Raw genomic sequence first — 18159 nt, 5'->3', positions numbered from 1 at the left:
TTAATTACTATCATAGCAAAGGCCTAATGAATCGACAATTTTATTCCTTTTTTATCATAAGGATGCCTGATTTCTGCACATGCACCCGATTTAAACCAGCCGGTAATGATAAGGATTGTTTCTTTACTAAATGACCACAGCAATCAAATATTTCTAACATGTGATCCATAATGGCTTCTTCTAAGTCCAGTACTAGTTCTTCTTTTAAAGTGCCATTCACAATTATCAAATTTGACACACTTGATTTCCCGCTTTTTACAACAACATCCCCATAGACAGCAATAATCTTTGTCATATCATTTTCTGCACTTACTATAGGATATAATAGTTCTGGTGCTTCGGCTTTTAGTTCACCGTTCAATAATACATCTCGGTGTTCCTTCCAAAAACCTAACCAATATTTAGTCATCTCTAAATGACTAGGAGATAAGTTTTCAAAGCGCATCGAAAATTGCGGTACACCGAATAAGACATTGATCAGCTGTAAAGCAGCATTTTCTACGGTATCTTCTTTATTCCACATAATCATATCGGAATGAATCGCTGTATTCCCGGAGAATAAACGTAAATCAACAACACCAACACGATTAGTAATGGCATCATTAGGACAATCAGCTACACGGAAAATATTCCCGTAATTTCTCATATGTGGGCCAATATATCGTTGTCTAAATTCAATCATAATAGTTGGTTTGATGACTCGAAGCCTGTCCATAACATCTGTTAACAACCGATCTACAGCTTCTTGAACAGATTCAAAATCCCGATTTTCATCTGGCTCTAAAGCCTTTTCATTTGCTCTTCTTATGTCGAAGTTATCTATAAAATCAAATTTAAATCCATCTATATTCCATTCCTTTAAAGCAGTTTCATATACGGAAATGAGGTATTCTCTTACTTCTGGATATCTAGGATCAAGCACTCCTGCTTGGAGATATTCCTGGAAATATAAAATCTTATCGCTAAACTGATCCCAGACTTTAGCATGCCTCCCGACAAATGGAACACTATACCACAATAAATAATTCATCCCCATAGCATGTACTTTCTCGACATGTTCCTTCATATTAGGTATTTTGCTTGTTGCAACTTCCCAATCACCACAATAAGCATACCCACGCTGATTGTCTTCGGTTTGCCAGCCATCATCAACAATAACTGCTTCACATCCAAACTGTTTAGCAAGCCGGGACTGTTCTTCAATTTCGTGAGCCGTTACATTTTGGTGAAAACTATACCATGTAGAATACATAGGGAGATTAGCTTCTTCTGGAACAATCAATGAGTTATTCTCTTCGATCGTTTCATACCATTTGGACATCCCCTTAATTGCATCAAAATAAGGAATGTCCCTTGTGTCAATTCGAATCGTTGCATGATATTGCTTCATTTTCTTTGTCTGTTCAGTGAATAATGTAATTTGACATTTAATTGTTCCATTTTCTTCATGTACTCCAAGATTAAAACCTACTGTTTCCATCGCTTTAGAATATGCAACGGAGAGACGATTTTTCCCATCCTGACTAAAAAAGCAACCGACAGGTGCAGAAACAGTTCCTTTTGAGGAGAATCCACCATCCCAATCTACTCCAAATTTTTTACTGCGACCTGAACCAGGATGCCAATACGATTGAATATCTACAATGGGATACTGCCAAATAAGATCGACTTTCGGAAATTGAATGAATTCCTTTGCGTCAATTTGAACATTTACATAGAGAATATCATTTACTTTAAATTCCTCTAGCTTTACATCCACAATCGGATCACAAACTGCTTCTATTTTAATATTTTGTTTTGTAAGCACAGCTTTTCCTCTTTTCTTGTTAAAGATTTTTTTACGAATTAAAAAACTAAGAATATTATTATGATGTATATATTGAACTAAAGAATTCTATCAACAACGCTCGGCGCTAGGGGATGCCTCCCGCAATAAGCCAGACAGAAAACCGCTGCCAGTCTTATTGCTTCGGCTACCCCCGTAAGGCGCCTTCGCTGGAGATTAGATGAATATCATAAGTTCAACCTATATATCTGATTATTCTTTTACTGACCCTAATGTAATGCCCCCAACGAAATATTTTTGTGCAAATGGATAAACAAAAATAATAGGCAAGGTAACAAGAACCGTAGTTGCTGCTCTTAAGGTGACCGGAGAGATATCTCGGTATTTTGAATAGGCTAACTGTAAATCTTGAACTTGTTGAATGGCTTCTACCTCTAATAGTAATCTACGTAAATAAACTTGTAAGGTATCCCATTCTCCACCTGGGTTATAGATCAGAACATCAAACCATGAGTTCCAATGACCCACTGAACTAAATACCGCAATGGCAGCAAAAACAGGAATCGACATTGGGATCAAAATCTGAAAGTAAATCCGCAATTCACTACAACCATCCATTCTTGCAGACTCAAAGATAGAATCTGGAAGGTTTTGTATGTACGATACCATCAGTAGCATAAAAAATGGACTAAAAAGACCTGGTAACCAATATACTGTAAATGAATTAGATAAGCCTAATTTCACGAAAAGTAAATAAGTTGGGATTAGCCCTCCGCTAAAAAACATCGTGAAAATAAATAATAGTCTCATAAACTTACGACCCGAAAATTGCTTAACGGAGACGATATAAGCTAATAGACCCGTACATAAAACACCTGTAACGGTTCCCACTACAACACGTAAAATAGATATGCTAAACCCTTTAAGTAAATCTTCATTTTGAAACAATACTCTATATGAATCAAACGAAAATTCTCGCGGCCATAAATAAATACCACCTCTTGCTGCATCTACACCATCGTTCAGTGATAGTGCAATTAAATTAAGAAAAGGAAATATCATTATAGCTGCAAAGCCTATCATCAATACTAAATTCACCTTATCAAAAATCTTGCTTCCTATGCTTTCTTTAATATACCCTTGCTTCACACTCTCACCAGCTTTCTTAGTACACTGAAGTATCGAAAAACTTTTTACAGAATTTATTTGCGCCAACTAATAAGATAAGCCCGATAATTGACTTAAATAATCCCACGGCTGTCGCATAGGAATAGTTACCTAACTGAATTCCATATCGGTAGGAATAAGTATCGAAAACTTCCCAATACTCCCTTGTTTGAACATTCCCGATTAACAATTGCTGTTCAAAACCAGCATTCAAAATTCCACTAATCCCTAAAATCATCAAAATAACAATGGTAGGTCTTATACCCGGGATAATGACATGCCAAATCAGACCAAACCGCCCGAGTCCATCCACCTTTCCAGCCTCGTACAACTGAGAGTCGACACCAGCAATGGCAGATAAATAAATAATGCTTGACCAACCTATCCCTTTCCATATATCGGCTCCAGTAATGACCCCCCAGAAATATTTCCCTTCTCCAAGAAAAGAAAGAGGACGATCGATGATTCCCATACTCATAAGGAATTGGTTGAAAACACCTTCATTTCCTAATGTAACAAAAACAATACTTGCTACCACTACCCAAGACATAAAGTGCGGCAAATAGGATACAGTTTGTACAAACTTTTTAAATCGAGAATATTTTAATTCATGTAGTAACAAAGCTAATAGAATCGGTGCAGGGAAACCCAAAACAATTCCAAGCCCACTAATAACTAATGTATTTCTTAACACCATCCAAAAATCAGGTGATTGGAAAAACTCAATGAAATACTTAAAACCTACCCAATTACTGTCGAGAATAGCTCTCCCTGGTTCATAATCGACAAACGCCATGATCAATCCATACATTGGATAATACGCAAATAACAGCACCCACAATATAATTGGAATACAAATCAACCAGAGTTGTTTTTCTCGAAGAAAAGTATTTTTAATTCTCTTGATGCCCGACATCTTTTTTTTGCTAGATATGACGGATTTTGAAACCTCTTCATTGTTTGCTCGCATTGTGTTCATACTATCCTATCCCCCCCATGTCACTTTTATCAATTTCAATTTTTGTTAGAAAGAGAAGGAGGCCAATACCCCCTTCTCTCTATTATTATTTCCAGTTCTTCAGTCTTTCCTGATAAATCTTTGTCTTGTACTCTTCAATCTCATTTAAACCAGCCTTATTTACTTTTTCACGTAACTCTATAAATATTTTTTCAGCCATTTTTGGACTTTTCGCCTGAATTGCCTTTGACATTCCTGTGTTAATTAACGTATTAACTTGTTCTTCTTTCACTGCAAGTGGATCATTAAGAGGGACGCTGATTGTTTTTAGCGTATTATCGGAAATAGTATCTTTTAAGTTTTCGTTAAAATCCCTTTTCCATTCAGCTTCATTATTAAAGTTTTGATCATACCACCAGTTTGTTTCATCTTCCATTATCCCGTGGTAGGCCACTATTGCATATTCACCTTGACCAGTCAATAAACCCTTATCATAGTCATAGTTTCCGTTTATCAGCTCGTTCTTTCTCTCCTCTACCCAAGACCATTCTCCGGACTCAATGTCCCAAATAGAAAGTTCCTCGTTCGGAACACCCCAACCTAATAGCTTATTTCCCATATCACTAAATGCAAAATCAAGGAATTGAATGATTTTTTCAGGATCCTTAGCCTTATCTGTAATAATTGTTCTAGAGGAACCAATCGTATTCTTTGGTGATAGGTAGGCTTGATCAACACCAGGTGCCTTTATACCAACTTGTACATAACGGTCTTCTGGTTTCCAATTTTCATCTGTTTTCTGCCATACCTCGTGCCCTGCATTCCAAGAATGCCACCAAGGTCCAATATGCCCGTAAACTCTCTTATTTGAAAACATTTCTTTCCATTGGTCAAAATCATTTATAAAACTATTAGGGTCTAATAACCCCTCAATTTGAAACTTATTTAAATACTTGGTTAATTCAATACCTTCTGGTGTATTGATCCAGTGAGTCAAGTTACCATTCTCATCTTCTTTAAAGCCATTTTCTAAGCCCCATGCACCGGCTAAAACTTTATAGATATAGCCATTTGCCCAACTTTCCCCAGATAATGCATAAGTTTTTTGTCCATTTTGATTTTCTGGTGTTTTAGCTTGCAGCTCTTTCAGTAGATCAAAATACTCTTCAGTAGATACTGATTTAGGCTTTCCTATTTCTACCCACGTTGTATATGGGATATTAGCTGAATAATCCGCAATCGGGAAATATCCCCAGTAATTTGGCAATCCATATAATTTACCATTTTCATCCAAGTAACGTTTATACGTATCTCCCAATTTCTCTTTAATAGTAGGGGCATACTTATCAATATATTCCGTTAAATCAACCGCCCGTTTTTGACTTACCCATTTTTCAACTTCTGCAGGTGATAATCCGGTAATCACTTCAGGGTAATCATTCGAAGCAAGCATGAGATTAAGACGTTCCTTATTGTCTGTTTCTGTTACTTGCTTATTAACTTTCACATTAAACTGCTCTAGAAGAAATTCATTTAATAGTTTTGTATTTTTTTCTACCTCTTTAGGATTTCCTTGGCCAGCAAAATATGAGAATTCTAATGTAGACTCTGGCACATTCCAACCAAATTCATTCGTCTTTCCGGCGTTTGGATTTGGCTCACCTTTATCCTCTCCAGAGGAATCTCCCTCATTATTAATACACCCTGCTACTATTGAAATAACTAGTAGACCAACAAGAAACAAGTATAAGTATTTTTTCATTTCTACACCCCTTCAGTAATAGTAAAAATCTCTTTAAAAATTTCCGTTTATCCAAAGCAAAAGTAATCAACGACTAAAAGTGGATCATAGCAAGAATTTATCTCCCATTTTTCACCTGAAAAATTCCTGCTTAAATTAAAATGGTATTATAATCACTCTTTTTTCATATTACCTTCTTCCTCTAGTAGGAATAAAAGCGCTTACATTACCAAAATAGAATTTCAAGTTTCTATCATGATGTTTAGTAAACTAACTTGAGTAATATTAGAAAACTTTACTAAACTCTATTCTATGGATATATTATCAGAAAAATTCGGAAGTTTCAATACGTTTTTTTTGCCGATCAATTAAATTCTTTGGAGGTGGTTCAAAGGGACGGTTTTGGTGGCTTTTTGTTCTATCGGTAATTTCACGAAATCCTCATCAATCGGCACCTTTGAGGGCCGTAAGAACCGTGTGGCAAACGAAATGCAACGGATTTTCAAGCCTTTTCGCACATTCTGAATCAACTTCATGAAAAAGTTCCTTTTGAAATGACCACCTATTGTTTAATGACCAATCATGATCACCTGCAGATTCGTTCCCACGAAATTCCTTTTTCAAACTTATGTCTTTTATCACCAAACGGTACGCAAACTATTACAATGCAAAGTACCGATTAACAGGGCATGTTTATGAATAGCGATAGTATGACAAAGTGATTGAAGATAAAGAGGGCATGTTAGAGGGTAGTCGCAACATCCATCTAAAGGTGAAGATGCTCAGGCAGGCAGAATACTATCCTTGGAGCAGCTACTATTTGCTTAAGTATCCAAGAGCGGTACAACCCTATATCGAGAAGGAATGAACTCTAATCAGGAGATTCATTTTTCCTTTCTTTCTATTTTGGTGAAACTTAATCTGTTCCCGGCAAAGGAAGGCTTTTTCTATGATCAATCTCCACCAACCTTCTTTTGATTGGGAATGCAAAAGAAGGTGTCGGATTAATTAGCCGATGTGTAGCAAGCATGAAAATTAGGCTTTTATGTCCACTAACACTTATTGCGTAAAATTTAAGTAGCCTCTTATTCATTAAGAATAAGAGGCTACTCATTATGATTTTGAACAAGTATGGTTTGTTGCATTAATTTTTTATAATGGCTTGGTGAGACCCCAATTGTTAGACACAACTAACTATTGGAGGGGTATTTTTTTTATGGGGAAATTTTCATTTGAAGATAAATTGAATGCAGTTTTTGATTATCTTGAAGGAAAAAAATTCTATAGAGATATTGGAAAGCGAATAGGCACTGATCATAAATCGATAGTAAAATGGGTAGCTCTCTATGAAATTCATGGTTCTGCTGGTTTGAATTTAGGCTATACAAATTACTCTGGACAATTTAAAATTGCCGTACTTAATTATATGAAAGAAACAGGGACGCCATATTAAGAAACAGCTACGATCTTTAAGATTTCATCTCCATCGATCATTTCAACGTGGCAAAAAGTTCTAGCAGAACAAGGTATAGACGCCCTTTATTCAAAGAAACGAGGGCGTCCACAGATGATGAAAGACACCAAGAAAAAATTATCTTGATGAAGGCTTTATTTTTGCTAAGAAGGAAAGACAACCAGGCTATCCGATTTTTATTAAAACCGTTGAAAACGGAATGGCTCGTTTGTTAAAGTCAGCCGTTATAAATAAAGAACTTACACCACATTCCCTTCGTCATACACATACGTCGTTATTAGCAGTAGCTAAAGTAGGATTAGAAGAGAATATGGATCGTTTAGGGCATTGTGATGATGAAACAACAAAGAACGTTTATCTCCACGTAACGAAAGAAATGAAAAAAGAGGCTTCTCAAAAGTTTACACAACTCATGAGAAGCCTCGATTATAATCCTCTATGCTAGCAAAATGTTAGCATTTCACTTTCCCCTTACATAAAAAGCCTTATATATCAAGGGTTCAAGCGGCTTATTACATCATGCCGCCCATGCCGCCCATATCAGGCATACCCATTCCAGCACCAGCTGGCTCAGGAAGATCCGCTACTACCGCTTCAGTCGTCAAGAACATCGCTGCAACAGATGCTGCGTTTTGAAGTGCTGAACGTGTAACTTTAGTTGGGTCGACGATACCCGCTTGCGTCATGTTGACCCAAGTGCCTTCTGCTGCGTTGAAGCCGATACCGACTTCTTCGCGTTTTAGGCGATCGACAACGATTGAGCCTTCAAGACCTGCGTTGTTAGCGATTTGGCGTACTGGTTCTTCAAGTGCACGGAGTACAATTTTCACACCTGTTGCTACGTCGCCTTCCACAGACTCTAGTAATGTAGCTACTTTGCCGTAGACGTTAACAAGAGCCGTACCACCACCAGAAACGATACCTTCTTCAACAGCGGCACGAGTTGAGTTCAATGCATCCTCGATACGAAGTTTACGTTCCTTAAGTTCTGTTTCAGTTGCTGCTCCAACTTTAATCACTGCAACGCCGCCTGCCAATTTCGCAAGACGCTCTTGCAATTTCTCTTTATCGAATTCAGAAGTAGACTCTTCAAGTTGAACACGGATTTGGTTCACGCGTCCAGAAATCACTTCAGAATTTCCGCTTCCTTCAACGATAGTCGTGTTGTCTTTCGTTACAACGACTTTCGCTGCATGTCCAAGTTGCGTAATGTCTGCAGATTTAAGGTCTAGGCCTAAATCTTCTGTAATGACTTGACCACCTGTTAGCACTGCAATGTCTTCTAGCATTGCTTTACGACGGTCACCGAAGCCTGGTGCTTTAACAGCAACAGCGTTGAATGTACCACGTAGCTTGTTCACTACAAGTGTTGCTAGCGCTTCGCCTTCAACGTCTTCCGCAATCATCAATAATGGTTTACCTTGTTGAACGACTTGTTCAAGAACAGGAAGGATTTCTTGGATGTTCGTAATCTTTTTATCTGTGATTAAGATGTAAGGATTATCGAGAACCGCTTCCATTTTGTCCGTATCTGTTGCCATATAAGCAGATGCATAGCCACGGTCGAATTGCATACCTTCTACAACATCCAGTTCAGTCGTGAAGCCTTTTGATTCTTCGATTGTGATAACGCCGTCGTTGCCAACGCGCTCCATTGCTTCAGCAATCAATTGACCCACTTCTTCATCTCCAGATGAAATCGATGCAACTTGTGCGATTTCTTCTTTGCCCTGAATTTCATCGGAAATTTCTTGCAATCCTTCAATCGCAGCAATAACTGCTTTTTCGATTCCTTTACGGATACCGACAGGGTTTGCTCCTGCAGTCACGTTTTTCAGTCCTTCACGGATCATCGCTTGCGCTAGAACCGTTGCAGTCGTTGTACCGTCACCTGCGATTTCGTTCGTTTTCGAAGCTACTTCTGCTACGAGTTTTGCACCCATGTTTTCAAACGCGTCTTCTAATTCAATTTCTTTCGCGATTGTCACACCGTCATTTGTAATAAGTGGTGAACCGAATTTCTTCTCAAGAACAACGTTACGTCCTTTAGGTCCAAGCGTTACTTTAACAGCATCTGCTAATGTATCAACACCACGAAGCATTGCGCTACGTGCGTCTTCATTGAATTTAATTTGTTTAGCCATTTATAAGTTCCCTCCTGATTTTCGTGTATTTGTAAATTAATCGATTAGTAGCTGATTAGCCGATAATCGCTAAAATGTCGCTTTCACGCAGGATCAGATATTCGTTACCTTCAAATTTCACTTCAGTACCAGCATATTTTGAGAAGATGATTCGGTCGCCTTCTTTAACTTCTAGGTCGATTCGCTCTCCGCTCTCAAGAACGCGTCCAGAACCTGCCGCAATGACTTTCCCTTCTTGCGGTTTCTCTTTCGCAGAATCCGGTAGTACGATACCGCTTAATGTTTTTTCTTCTGCCTCGATTAGTTCGATTACGATACGGTCACCTAATGGTTTCAACACGTGAAACAACCTCCCCAAAGTAAGTTCTACAATTTTAGCACTCGTTAGACTTGAGTGCTAATACATTTCTTATCATAATGAACATTCTCATTAATTGCAAGTGAAATCCCCCGAACATTTCTCTTTGCTTATCTAGCTTTAAACAGCTAAAATTGACGTCAGCTACAATTGAAAGGGTGGGAGAGTTGAAAAACGGGATGATCTATTTTTATCTACTATTAACATATGCTGCCATGCAGGTAGGTAGTATTTATTTGGGGCAAGGCTTGTTCGACCACTTCCCTTGGGCTGAACAATACACCGAAAAGGATATTGCTTATCGTGCGAGCGCTTGGTCGCTTTTCATCAGCAATGCACTTGCCGCTATTGTCTTCCTGTTCTTCATGATTCGAAATAAAAAATTCTTACATCTTTTCAAAGAGAAAAAGTCCTCTTTTAGCAATGCCGTTCTCTGGGGATTTATTGGTTTCTTCCTCGTAATGGGAGGACAAATGCTCGCAGCCATGGTCGAAAGTGTGATTGGCATTACACCAGGGTCAGATAACACAGCCGTGCTAAGTGATATTGCCAAAGTATCGCCTATCGTCATTATTTCGATTGTATTGTTTGCACCGTTCTTAGAAGAGGTTATTTTTAGACGTGTCCTTTTTGGCGGTATTTACACAAAGTCAAACTTCTGGGTTGCTGCTGTGGTCAGTGCTCTTATTTTTGCTGCTATGCATAACGAATTCGAGCATATTTTAATGTACATGATGCCAGGCCTCATCTTCTCCTATCTGTACTACAAGACGAAAAGGCTACTCACACCGATAATTGCTCATTTGCTCATGAACGGCTTCGTCGTCATTGGTCAGCTGAACTATGACAAGCTTGAGCAAATGCAAAACATGAAACAAGCCATGATTGTATTTTTCCAATAAAAAAAACGTATGCGACAACAAAAAAGTCTTCCACCGAAACTTTCGGTTGGAAGACTTTTTACTGTTATTTCTGTTGTCTCATCACTTCGTCAATTTGTCGCTGTTGCTCTGCCCGTACTTCCTCTAACTGCCGCTCTCGCTCTGCTAACTCTTCTTCTAGTTCACGTTGCTTTTCCGCCTTCAAGTATTTTCGATAACCAAACCGGGATATGAAAATACTGATTTCGTAAAGTGCAAACAATGGAACTGTAACGAAAAGATGCGAGAACAAATCAGGCGGTGTTATGAATGCCGCAATGACGAACAGCACAAAATACGCGTACTTCCGTATTTTCACAAGTGTCGACGGGTTTAAAATACCGAGTCTCGTTAAAAATAGCAACACAATCGGCAATTGGAAAATGACACCGAATGGAATGAGTAATTGGAACAGAAACGAGAAGTACTCATTGATGCCGATTGTCTGAGCGATATCGAGGTCTGTCGATAAATTCATCATGAACTTCATCACGTAAGGTAACAGTACGAAATAAGAAAACGAAATTCCACCAACAAACAGGAAGAAGGTAAACGGGATATAATTCAGCGTCGCCCGCCGCTCCGTTTCATGTAATCCTGGCGAGATGAACGCCCATAACTGGTACATGATGACAGGTGAAATGACAATCACCGCAATAAAAATAATCACTTTCAAGTAAATCATAATCGGATCAAGCACGTTGAATGCATTTAGCGTGATTTCTTCCGCTACCCCATTATTTTGCAAAAACTGAATGAGGGGCTTTGCAACGAAAAAACTCCCCGCTACTGCAACAACAAAGAAAACGACGATTACCATCAGCCGTTTTCTAATTTCATCTATATGTTCAATGATTGTTAAGTTTTTTTCTGTCATTGGACAAACACCCTAACTTACTTCACTTCTTCTTTTTTAACTTCTACTTGTAATACTTCAGCTTTCTTGTCTTTCACTTGATCATCTTCTACGAGACCTTTAGTTGCGTTTTTAAATTCACGCAATGAAGAACCAAACGCCTTACCAATCTCAGGCAACTTCTTTGGACCGAAAACAAGTAACGCAATAATTGCGATTATGATTAAACTCATTGGACCTGGCATCTCAGACACCTCCCTCGTAGCAGAAGGATTATACCCATCCTTCTTTATGATATCATTTTACACGAAAACAATTATTATTACTATTCTCACACCATTATATTTGTGAATTTTTATCGTCATTCTTCATGAAATAAATAAGTGTCTGTAACTCAACAGATAGATCTATTGTGTGTACACGCACTTCATCAGGCGCATTAAGGCGTACGGGCGTGAAATTCAAAATCCCTTTGATACCAGCCTCTATCAACTTGTCCGTTACATCCTGCGCTACACGAGAGGGAACCGTCAAGATCACAAGGTCTATCCCCAATTCGACAATTTTCTCACTAATTGTATCCGGATGAAAAATTGGAATACCACTTAACACTTTACCATCTACGGGTGCTTTCGGATCGAACGCAACGACAATTCGTGTATTATGGTTTTTATGGAAGTTATATTTTAAAAATGCACTGCCTAAACTTCCTACGCCAATCAATGCAACATCTGTTCCTTCATCCTGATCGAGAATTTGACGGAAAAACTCAACAAGGTAATGCACGTCATAGCCATACCCTTTGCGCCCTAACGCCCCAAAATGGGAAAAATCCCGACGTATGGTAGCCGCATCGATTTTCATCGCTTCACTTAATTCACTAGAAGACACACGTTTCTTACCTAGGTTCGCGAAGTTTTGAAGAAATCTATAATAAAGGGGCAACCGCTTTGATGTCGCCTGTGGTATTTTTGGTGATTCTTCTATCATTGTAAACCTCCTGAACATACCAATCCATTACGTCTCGACGTAATTGTTTCGAAACTTCCCTTGCATCCAGTCACGGCACTTAAGAAGTGACTACTTTCGTTGAAGCAAGTGAAACCGATTCTATCGTACAGTAGATATGGAAGGTTGTAAAGTCGACCGTTGCACGCCTCGTGCCGTTCCTTTAAACTAAAGAAGAATAGAGGTGCTCAATATGATTGTTTTACAAGTAAATGGACTGACAAAATCATTCTCAGGAACCGATATATTAGAAAATGTTCGACTCGAGGTGCAACACCGCGACCGTGTAGCACTTGTTGGACGCAACGGAGCTGGAAAGTCGACACTACTCAAAATAATTGCAGGTGAAATGACGGCCGATTCGGGTGATTTAATCGTTCCGAAGGACGTGAAAATTGGTTATCTTGAACAGCATAGCGGCATTGATTCTTCATTATCCATCTGGCAAGAGATGATGACCGTCTTTGAACCACTTCATATCATGGAAAGACGACTTCGGGTACTTGAGGGACAAATGGCCGATCCAGCGGTATACGACAACCCTAGCGACTATAACCGTGTGATGTCGGAATATGATGCTCTACAAATTGAATTCAAGGATTCCGGCGGCTATCAATATGAATCGGACACACGCTCAGTTCTACACGGTATGCGTTTTTATCCGGACGATTATGAAAAAAGCGTACACCTGCTATCTGGCGGTCAAAAGACGCGGTTAGCGCTCGCTAAAATGCTACTCAGCAAGCCCGACCTCCTCATCCTCGATGAGCCAACAAACCATCTCGATATCGAAACACTTGGTTGGCTTGAAAAGTATCTTGTCTCTTACGAAGGAGCTATTCTAATCGTTTCCCATGACCGCTATTTCTTGGACGAAATCGTAACGATTGTTTACGAAGTTTCTAGAAGAAAAGTGGCGAAGTATACAGGAAACTATAGTGCTTACCTTGCCGAAAAGGCAAAGAACTACGAACGAGATCAGAAACTTTTTGAAAAAGATATGGGCGAGAAAGCTAAGCTCGAAGATTTTATCCAACGAAATATTGCCCGCGCATCGACTTCAAAAATGGCGAAAAGTCGTAGGAAGTTGCTAGAACGGACCGATTGGATGGATTCGCCTGACGGGGACGAAAAATCAGCTAACTTTAGCTTTTCAATCGATCGTCCTAGCGGTAATGATGTGCTAGCGCTTGAAAACGTTTCGATTGGCTATAACGATACCCCTGTTTCAACAGGCATTGACCTACGTGTCTACAAACAGGACCGGATTGCCATCATTGGACCTAATGGTGTTGGAAAATCGACATTGTTAAAAACACTGGTTAAGATGAATGAGCCCATTTCTGGCTTCATACGTTATGGGACAAACGTTCAATTCGGTTATTACGACCAGGAACAAGCAACACTAATTGGCAATGGCACTGTTCTTCAGGAATTATGGAACGACTGGCCGATGATGAATGAAAAAGATATACGCTCTGTACTCGGTCGCTTTTTATTTTCAGGGGAAGATGTCGACAAACCGGTCACTTCCTTATCAGGCGGTGAGAAGGCACGACTTTCACTGGCGAAACTGATGCTGGAAAAATCGAACACACTTATCCTTGATGAGCCGACAAACCATCTTGACTTGGATAGTAAAGAAATTCTGGAGAATGCATTGGACGATTTCCCTGGTACGCTCATCTTCGTATCACATGACCGTTACTTCATTAATCGCATTGCAACAAAAGTCATTGATATTAGTACTACAGGTGCAGTCGAGTACCTGGGTGACTATGATTATTTCGTTGAGAAGAAACTGGAACAACAAGAGCTACTTGCCGAAACGAATGCCAACAGAGCTACTGCAAGTCCCTTGATAGCGAAAAAGAATGTAGATGACAAGGAACTGAAAAGGCAGGAAAGAAGGCTGACGAGAGCAATTGCAGAACTTGAGGAGCAACTCTCCTTATTAGACGAACAGATGGCAACACTTCAGAACGAACTTTCCACGCCTGAGTTTGCAGATGATCACGTGAAATTAATGGAGCTACAAGCCCAGATTGACGAATGCCAGGTTGATCATGATAACAAATCAGAAAGTTGGCTAACCCTGCAAGAAGAACTAGAATCATTAGAATAAAAAGGGCACCAAATTGAATCGATATATCGATTTAATTTGGTGCTTTGTCATTTTTGGCTGTCGTAACTTGTTAGATCATCTGCTATACTGTTTTCCCGGGAAATAATTTCCCACAATCTTATCCACACAACAAATGTAGATATAATGGGATATGAACAATGTTCTCCACAATATCCACAGTTATCGTATTTCTTATTCACAAAGTTATCCTGCTATCGGTGTTATTATATGAACACTTTTATACGTTATACACAACTTATCCACAGATTGTGCATAAGTACGAATGTTCCCTCTTGACAAGGTAAAATTGGACCATGACATAAAAACACGGAAATTGTCGTTTCATGACAACTTCCGTGTTTCCAATTATTTAATTATTCCATGAAGTAAGTAGCATACCAGGCTTGCCGTTCATAGCAAGATTTCCACGTACCCCTTGGGTAAACATAGCTGATCCTGCTGCTGCAATCATAGCTGCATTATCTGTACAAAGGGCGATTGGAGGTACGTAAAAAGGAATTCCTTCATTCTTAAATACTTCATCAAGAGATGAACGCAATCCTTTATTCGCTGCAACGCCACCGGCTGCAATTACTTGCTTTACATCGTACTCTTTTGCCGCTCTTAGTGCTTTCGACGTCAGTACTTCTACAACACTTGCCTGGAACCCAGCCGCAACATGGGCTGGGTTAATCTTCTCTCCACGCTGCTCGAGATTATGCCTGTAATTAATGACAGACGATTTAAGCCCACTAAAGCTAAAATCATACGAATCCGGCTCCAGCCAGGCCCTTGGAAAAGGTATTTCGCCATCACTTTCTGCTGCCAATTTGTCAATTTGCGGCCCACCTGGATAAGGGAGACCGAGTACACGAGCGACCTTATCATATGCCTCTCCAGCTGCGTCATCACGCGTCTCTCCGATTAATGTGAATGAACCATGTTGTTCCATTAAAACGAGCTCCGTGTGCCCTCCAGAAACGATCAGCGCTAGCAGCGGAAACTCCATTGGCTGCATGAGCTCATTCGCATAAATATGCCCTGCAATATGGTGGACCCCAATGATTGGCAAACCGTTAGCAAAAGAGAAAGCTTTGGCTGCATTAACACCTATTAATAACGCGCCTACAAGTCCAGGCCCTTCTGTTACAGCAACTGCATCAAGCTGTGCAGGCGTTAACTCTGCTTTCGCAAGCGCTTCCTCTATAACGAGTGTAATTTGTTCTACATGATGTCTCGATGCAATTTCGGGTACAACACCACCAAACCGTTTCTGACTCACAATTTGGGATGCAACAACATTTGAAATAATCTCCGTTCCATTTTTCACAACAGAAGCAGCGGTTTCATCACAACTTGTTTCAATTCCTAAAATATAGCTATCTTTTGTCATTTGAACTCCACCCACATGACGAGCGCATCTTCATGGTCGTCCGAATAATAGTTTTTCCGTATTCCGCCATCCTGAAAACCGATTTTTCTATACAAATTCTGTGCAGTGAAATTAGTGGTCCGCACTTCAAGCGTCATTAAGCGGACATCCATTTCCTTGCAAAGTCCAATTGCTTCTCTCATCAACGCTTCTCCGATACCATTGCCCCGCATATGAACGCGTACCGCAACGTTTGTGATATGACACTCATCCAATACAATCCACATGCCGCAATGACCAATAACCTCTTCATCCTGGACAGCAACGATATAATGCGCATAATCATTCCCTGTCATTTCATGTTCAAAAACTTCCTGCGTCCATGGAATAGCAAAAGACTCTTGCTCTATTTCCACAACAGCCGGGATATCCTCTATCACCATTTGCCTATATTGAATATCTTTACTCACAAGTCTTGTCCTTTCCCTGCTCTTTCAGCCAGTTCGCCTCCGCCTCAGCCATACGACGGTATTCTGGTACGAATGCATGTACATCCGATTCTTGTCCTGATTGCGCTGCAATATAAACGAGCGAAGAGGCACGTGGTAGATTAAAGTGAAGTGGAGCAATCATTGCACGCTTACCAAGCTTTTCAACAAGCTGCTGTTCGTGCATTCCCGCATCTTTTCCAACGAATACAATAGGGCCATCCTGTTTTCCAAGCTTTTGAATCACTTCTTCAAGAGAATAATGCCCGTCCTCAATCACTGCTGTAAGCTCTCCATCATTCGAATGATAAGCGCCCGCATACACGTTATTTCTTCTTGCATCAACAACTGAGCAAATGATCCCATTAAAGAATAATACATTTGCAGCAAGCACCTTCAAACTAGAGACGCCCACAAGCGGTTTATCAAGCGTCCATGCCAGCGTCTTCGCAATCGTCACACCAATTCGTACACCCGTATAAGAACCAGGTCCTTCCGAAACCGCAATTGCATCAATATCAGTTGGCTTAATCCCTACCTTCGCGAGTAGCTCCTCAATTGCCGGCATCGCACGCAGTGAGTGATTAATAGCCATCGAAGAGGTTTCCTCCACCAGCAATTCCCCGTCTTTCACAATCGCAATCGACAACGGTGTATTAGCCGTATCTATCCCAAGCCAAATCATAAGAAAATCCCCTCACAAATCTTTTCATATCGTTCACCTATCGGCATCAATGTAATCTTTCGTTTATCTCCGCCTTCATGAGCAAGCCGGATTTCCAAACGTTCTTTAGGCAAATCATCCTCTATCAAATGCGCCCATTCAATGACTGATATTGCATTTCCATAAAACAACTCATCCCAGCCAAGATCTTCATCACTATCGGCTAAGCGATAGACGTCCAGATGGTTGAAAGGATAGCGTCCTTCATACTGCTTAATAATTGTGAACGTCGGGCTATTGACTGTGCGTGTAATGCCCAAACCTTTCGCCAATGCCTTTGTAAACGTTGTTTTTCCGGCACCAAGATCCCCTTCAAGCGTGAGAACATCCGGCGGGGTAAGAAGGGTTGCCAATTTTGTTGCTAACTGCTCTGTTTCTTCAACGGAATAGACTTCGATTTCCCTAATCATAAGATTTTTCCTTTCCACTGCTTTGCTATAGTGTACCGAAAATACGATGCATCGGAAAGTATAGATGCTTATTACTTCATTTTCGGTAGTGATTTATTTTCTAAGTAACAAAAAAAGCGCAAACGCCTGTTCAGCCCCGACAAGTAGGAAGGATGCAGTTCAAGCCTTCCCTGCTGGAAGGCTTGAAGATAAAGACGCTCTTTGTCTTTATCAGCAAGGGGGATGGCAGTCTAAAAACGCCACGTCCTGTAACGCCACGTCCTGTGGCAACGACTGCATGACCTACATCCTGTAGGCCCAAGCGACTCGAGGGGCTAGGCGTTGGAGTCTAGACGCAAAAAAACCGACCTCGGAATAAATCCCAAAATCGGTTTGTAAATTAAAATTAAATGGCGGTCCCGACCGGGATCGAACCGGCGATCTCCTGCGTGACAGGCAGGCATGTTAACCGCTACACCACGGGACCTAAATATGTACTACTTGTTCGACATTTTGAAGACTCTTTACACATTCAAGTCGAAGTAAATGTGCGAGCCCGGCGACGTCCTACTCTTGCAGGGGGAAACCCCCAACTACCATCGGCGCTGAAGAGCTTAACTTCCGTGTTCGGGATGGGAACGGGTGTGAC

17 protein-coding genes, 1 tRNA gene, 1 rRNA gene and 1 pseudogene are annotated in these 18159 nt (G+C 40.2%); 5 read left to right on the top strand and 15 right to left on the bottom strand.

Going from position 1 to position 18159, the window contains the following annotated elements; all coding sequences use genetic code 11:
• Positions 1 to 40: 40 nt before the first annotated feature.
• The 4 genes from ACIQ0H_RS20535 to ACIQ0H_RS20520 all read right to left on the bottom strand — a co-directional run bounded on the left by ACIQ0H_RS20535 (position 41) and on the right by ACIQ0H_RS20520 (position 5673).
• Positions 41 to 1807 carry a glycoside hydrolase family 36 protein gene (locus ACIQ0H_RS20535; protein WP_403418994.1) on the bottom strand — a complete coding sequence of 589 codons (1767 nt, stop codon included), beginning with the start codon at positions 1805 to 1807 and terminating at the stop codon, positions 41 to 43.
• Between the two features lie 231 nt (positions 1808 to 2038).
• Positions 2039 to 2935: a carbohydrate ABC transporter permease gene (locus ACIQ0H_RS20530; protein ID WP_403418993.1), complete on the bottom strand. Its 897-nt coding sequence runs from the start codon at positions 2933 to 2935 to the stop codon at positions 2039 to 2041.
• Between the two features lie 16 nt (positions 2936 to 2951).
• The gene (locus ACIQ0H_RS20525) at positions 2952 to 3932 is read right to left on the bottom strand and encodes an ABC transporter permease (RefSeq protein ID WP_403418991.1); all 981 of its coding nucleotides are present in this window, start codon (positions 3930 to 3932) and stop codon (positions 2952 to 2954) included.
• 85 nt (positions 3933 to 4017) lie between these two features.
• Positions 4018 to 5673, bottom strand: a complete 1656-nt coding sequence (locus tag ACIQ0H_RS20520) for a type 2 periplasmic-binding domain-containing protein (RefSeq protein ID WP_403418989.1) — start codon at positions 5671 to 5673, stop codon at positions 4018 to 4020.
• A 1195-nt stretch (positions 5674 to 6868) separates the two neighbouring features.
• Between ACIQ0H_RS20520 and ACIQ0H_RS20515 the strand changes: the two genes are divergently transcribed.
• From ACIQ0H_RS20515 to ACIQ0H_RS20505, 3 genes and pseudogenes are all read left to right on the top strand, one after another.
• On the top strand, positions 6869 to 7105 hold the full coding sequence (locus ACIQ0H_RS20515; protein ID WP_403418987.1) for a helix-turn-helix domain-containing protein: 237 nt from the start codon (positions 6869 to 6871) through the stop codon (positions 7103 to 7105).
• 12 nt (positions 7106 to 7117) lie between these two features.
• Positions 7118 to 7252, top strand: a complete 135-nt coding sequence (locus tag ACIQ0H_RS20510) for a hypothetical protein (protein WP_403419069.1) — start codon at positions 7118 to 7120, stop codon at positions 7250 to 7252.
• A pseudogene (locus ACIQ0H_RS20505) lies at positions 7245 to 7571 on the top strand (tyrosine-type recombinase/integrase); the annotation flags it as partial. The gene ACIQ0H_RS20510 and the pseudogene ACIQ0H_RS20505, both read left to right, overlap by 8 nt.
• Before the next feature lie 67 nt (positions 7572 to 7638).
• Here the strand turns inward: ACIQ0H_RS20505 and groL are convergent.
• Together groL and groES are read right to left on the bottom strand one after the other, a co-directional pair.
• A complete protein-coding gene (gene groL, locus ACIQ0H_RS20500) occupies positions 7639 to 9270 on the bottom strand; it encodes a chaperonin GroEL (protein WP_403418985.1) in 1632 nt (543 codons plus the stop codon).
• A 55-nt stretch (positions 9271 to 9325) separates the two neighbouring features.
• Complete coding sequence (gene groES, locus ACIQ0H_RS20495) at positions 9326 to 9610, bottom strand: co-chaperone GroES (protein ID WP_403418983.1); 285 nt, start codon at positions 9608 to 9610, stop codon at positions 9326 to 9328.
• A 176-nt stretch (positions 9611 to 9786) separates the two neighbouring features.
• Between groES and ACIQ0H_RS20490 the strand changes: the two genes are divergently transcribed.
• Positions 9787 to 10530 (top strand): CPBP family intramembrane glutamic endopeptidase, encoded by a 744-nt coding sequence (locus tag ACIQ0H_RS20490; RefSeq protein WP_403418981.1) that lies wholly within the window; start codon positions 9787 to 9789, stop codon positions 10528 to 10530.
• Positions 10531 to 10594: 64 nt separating this feature from the next.
• Here the strand turns inward: ACIQ0H_RS20490 and tatC are convergent, their stop codons facing one another.
• The 3 genes from tatC to ACIQ0H_RS20475 all read right to left on the bottom strand — a co-directional run bounded on the left by tatC (position 10595) and on the right by ACIQ0H_RS20475 (position 12394).
• The gene (tatC, locus tag ACIQ0H_RS20485) at positions 10595 to 11425 is read right to left on the bottom strand and encodes a twin-arginine translocase subunit TatC (protein WP_403418979.1); all 831 of its coding nucleotides are present in this window, start codon (positions 11423 to 11425) and stop codon (positions 10595 to 10597) included.
• A 17-nt stretch (positions 11426 to 11442) separates the two neighbouring features.
• Complete coding sequence (tatA, locus tag ACIQ0H_RS20480) at positions 11443 to 11649, bottom strand: twin-arginine translocase TatA/TatE family subunit (protein WP_403418977.1); 207 nt, start codon at positions 11647 to 11649, stop codon at positions 11443 to 11445.
• Between the two features lie 94 nt (positions 11650 to 11743).
• A complete protein-coding gene (locus ACIQ0H_RS20475) occupies positions 11744 to 12394 on the bottom strand; it encodes a redox-sensing transcriptional repressor Rex (protein ID WP_403418975.1) in 651 nt (216 codons plus the stop codon).
• A 211-nt stretch (positions 12395 to 12605) separates the two neighbouring features.
• Between ACIQ0H_RS20475 and ACIQ0H_RS20470 the strand changes: the two genes are divergently transcribed.
• A complete protein-coding gene (locus ACIQ0H_RS20470; RefSeq protein WP_403418973.1) occupies positions 12606 to 14537 on the top strand; it encodes an ABC-F family ATP-binding cassette domain-containing protein in 1932 nt (643 codons plus the stop codon).
• A gap of 370 nt (positions 14538 to 14907) precedes the next feature.
• Here the strand turns inward: ACIQ0H_RS20470 and tsaD are convergent, their stop codons facing one another.
• The 6 genes from tsaD to rrf form a co-directional block, all read right to left on the bottom strand.
• Complete coding sequence (gene tsaD / locus ACIQ0H_RS20465) at positions 14908 to 15930, bottom strand: tRNA (adenosine(37)-N6)-threonylcarbamoyltransferase complex transferase subunit TsaD (protein WP_403418971.1); 1023 nt, start codon at positions 15928 to 15930, stop codon at positions 14908 to 14910.
• Positions 15927 to 16379: a ribosomal protein S18-alanine N-acetyltransferase gene (gene rimI, locus ACIQ0H_RS20460; RefSeq protein ID WP_403418969.1), complete on the bottom strand. Its 453-nt coding sequence runs from the start codon at positions 16377 to 16379 to the stop codon at positions 15927 to 15929. Before rimI ends, tsaD begins: the two co-directional genes overlap by 4 nt.
• Positions 16372 to 17082: a tRNA (adenosine(37)-N6)-threonylcarbamoyltransferase complex dimerization subunit type 1 TsaB gene (gene tsaB / locus ACIQ0H_RS20455; RefSeq protein ID WP_403418967.1), complete on the bottom strand. Its 711-nt coding sequence runs from the start codon at positions 17080 to 17082 to the stop codon at positions 16372 to 16374. Before tsaB ends, rimI begins: the two co-directional genes overlap by 8 nt.
• Positions 17079 to 17531, bottom strand: coding sequence for a tRNA (adenosine(37)-N6)-threonylcarbamoyltransferase complex ATPase subunit type 1 TsaE (tsaE, locus tag ACIQ0H_RS20450; protein WP_403418965.1), 453 nt, complete (start codon positions 17529 to 17531; stop codon positions 17079 to 17081). Before tsaE ends, tsaB begins: the two co-directional genes overlap by 4 nt.
• A 390-nt stretch (positions 17532 to 17921) precedes the next feature.
• Positions 17922 to 17997 (bottom strand) — tRNA-Asp (locus ACIQ0H_RS20445).
• Positions 17998 to 18064: 67 nt separating this feature from the next.
• Positions 18065 to 18159: ribosomal RNA gene (gene rrf, locus ACIQ0H_RS20440) — 5S ribosomal RNA — on the bottom strand; the annotation flags it as partial.

Origin of the sequence: Sporosarcina sp. NPDC096371, from assembly GCF_044762865.1 — a bacterium.
GTDB lineage: Bacteria > Bacillota > Bacilli > Bacillales_A > Planococcaceae > Sporosarcina.
The sequence above is the reverse complement of the archived record's forward strand: the minus strand, read 5'-3'. Positions and strand labels throughout refer to the sequence as shown.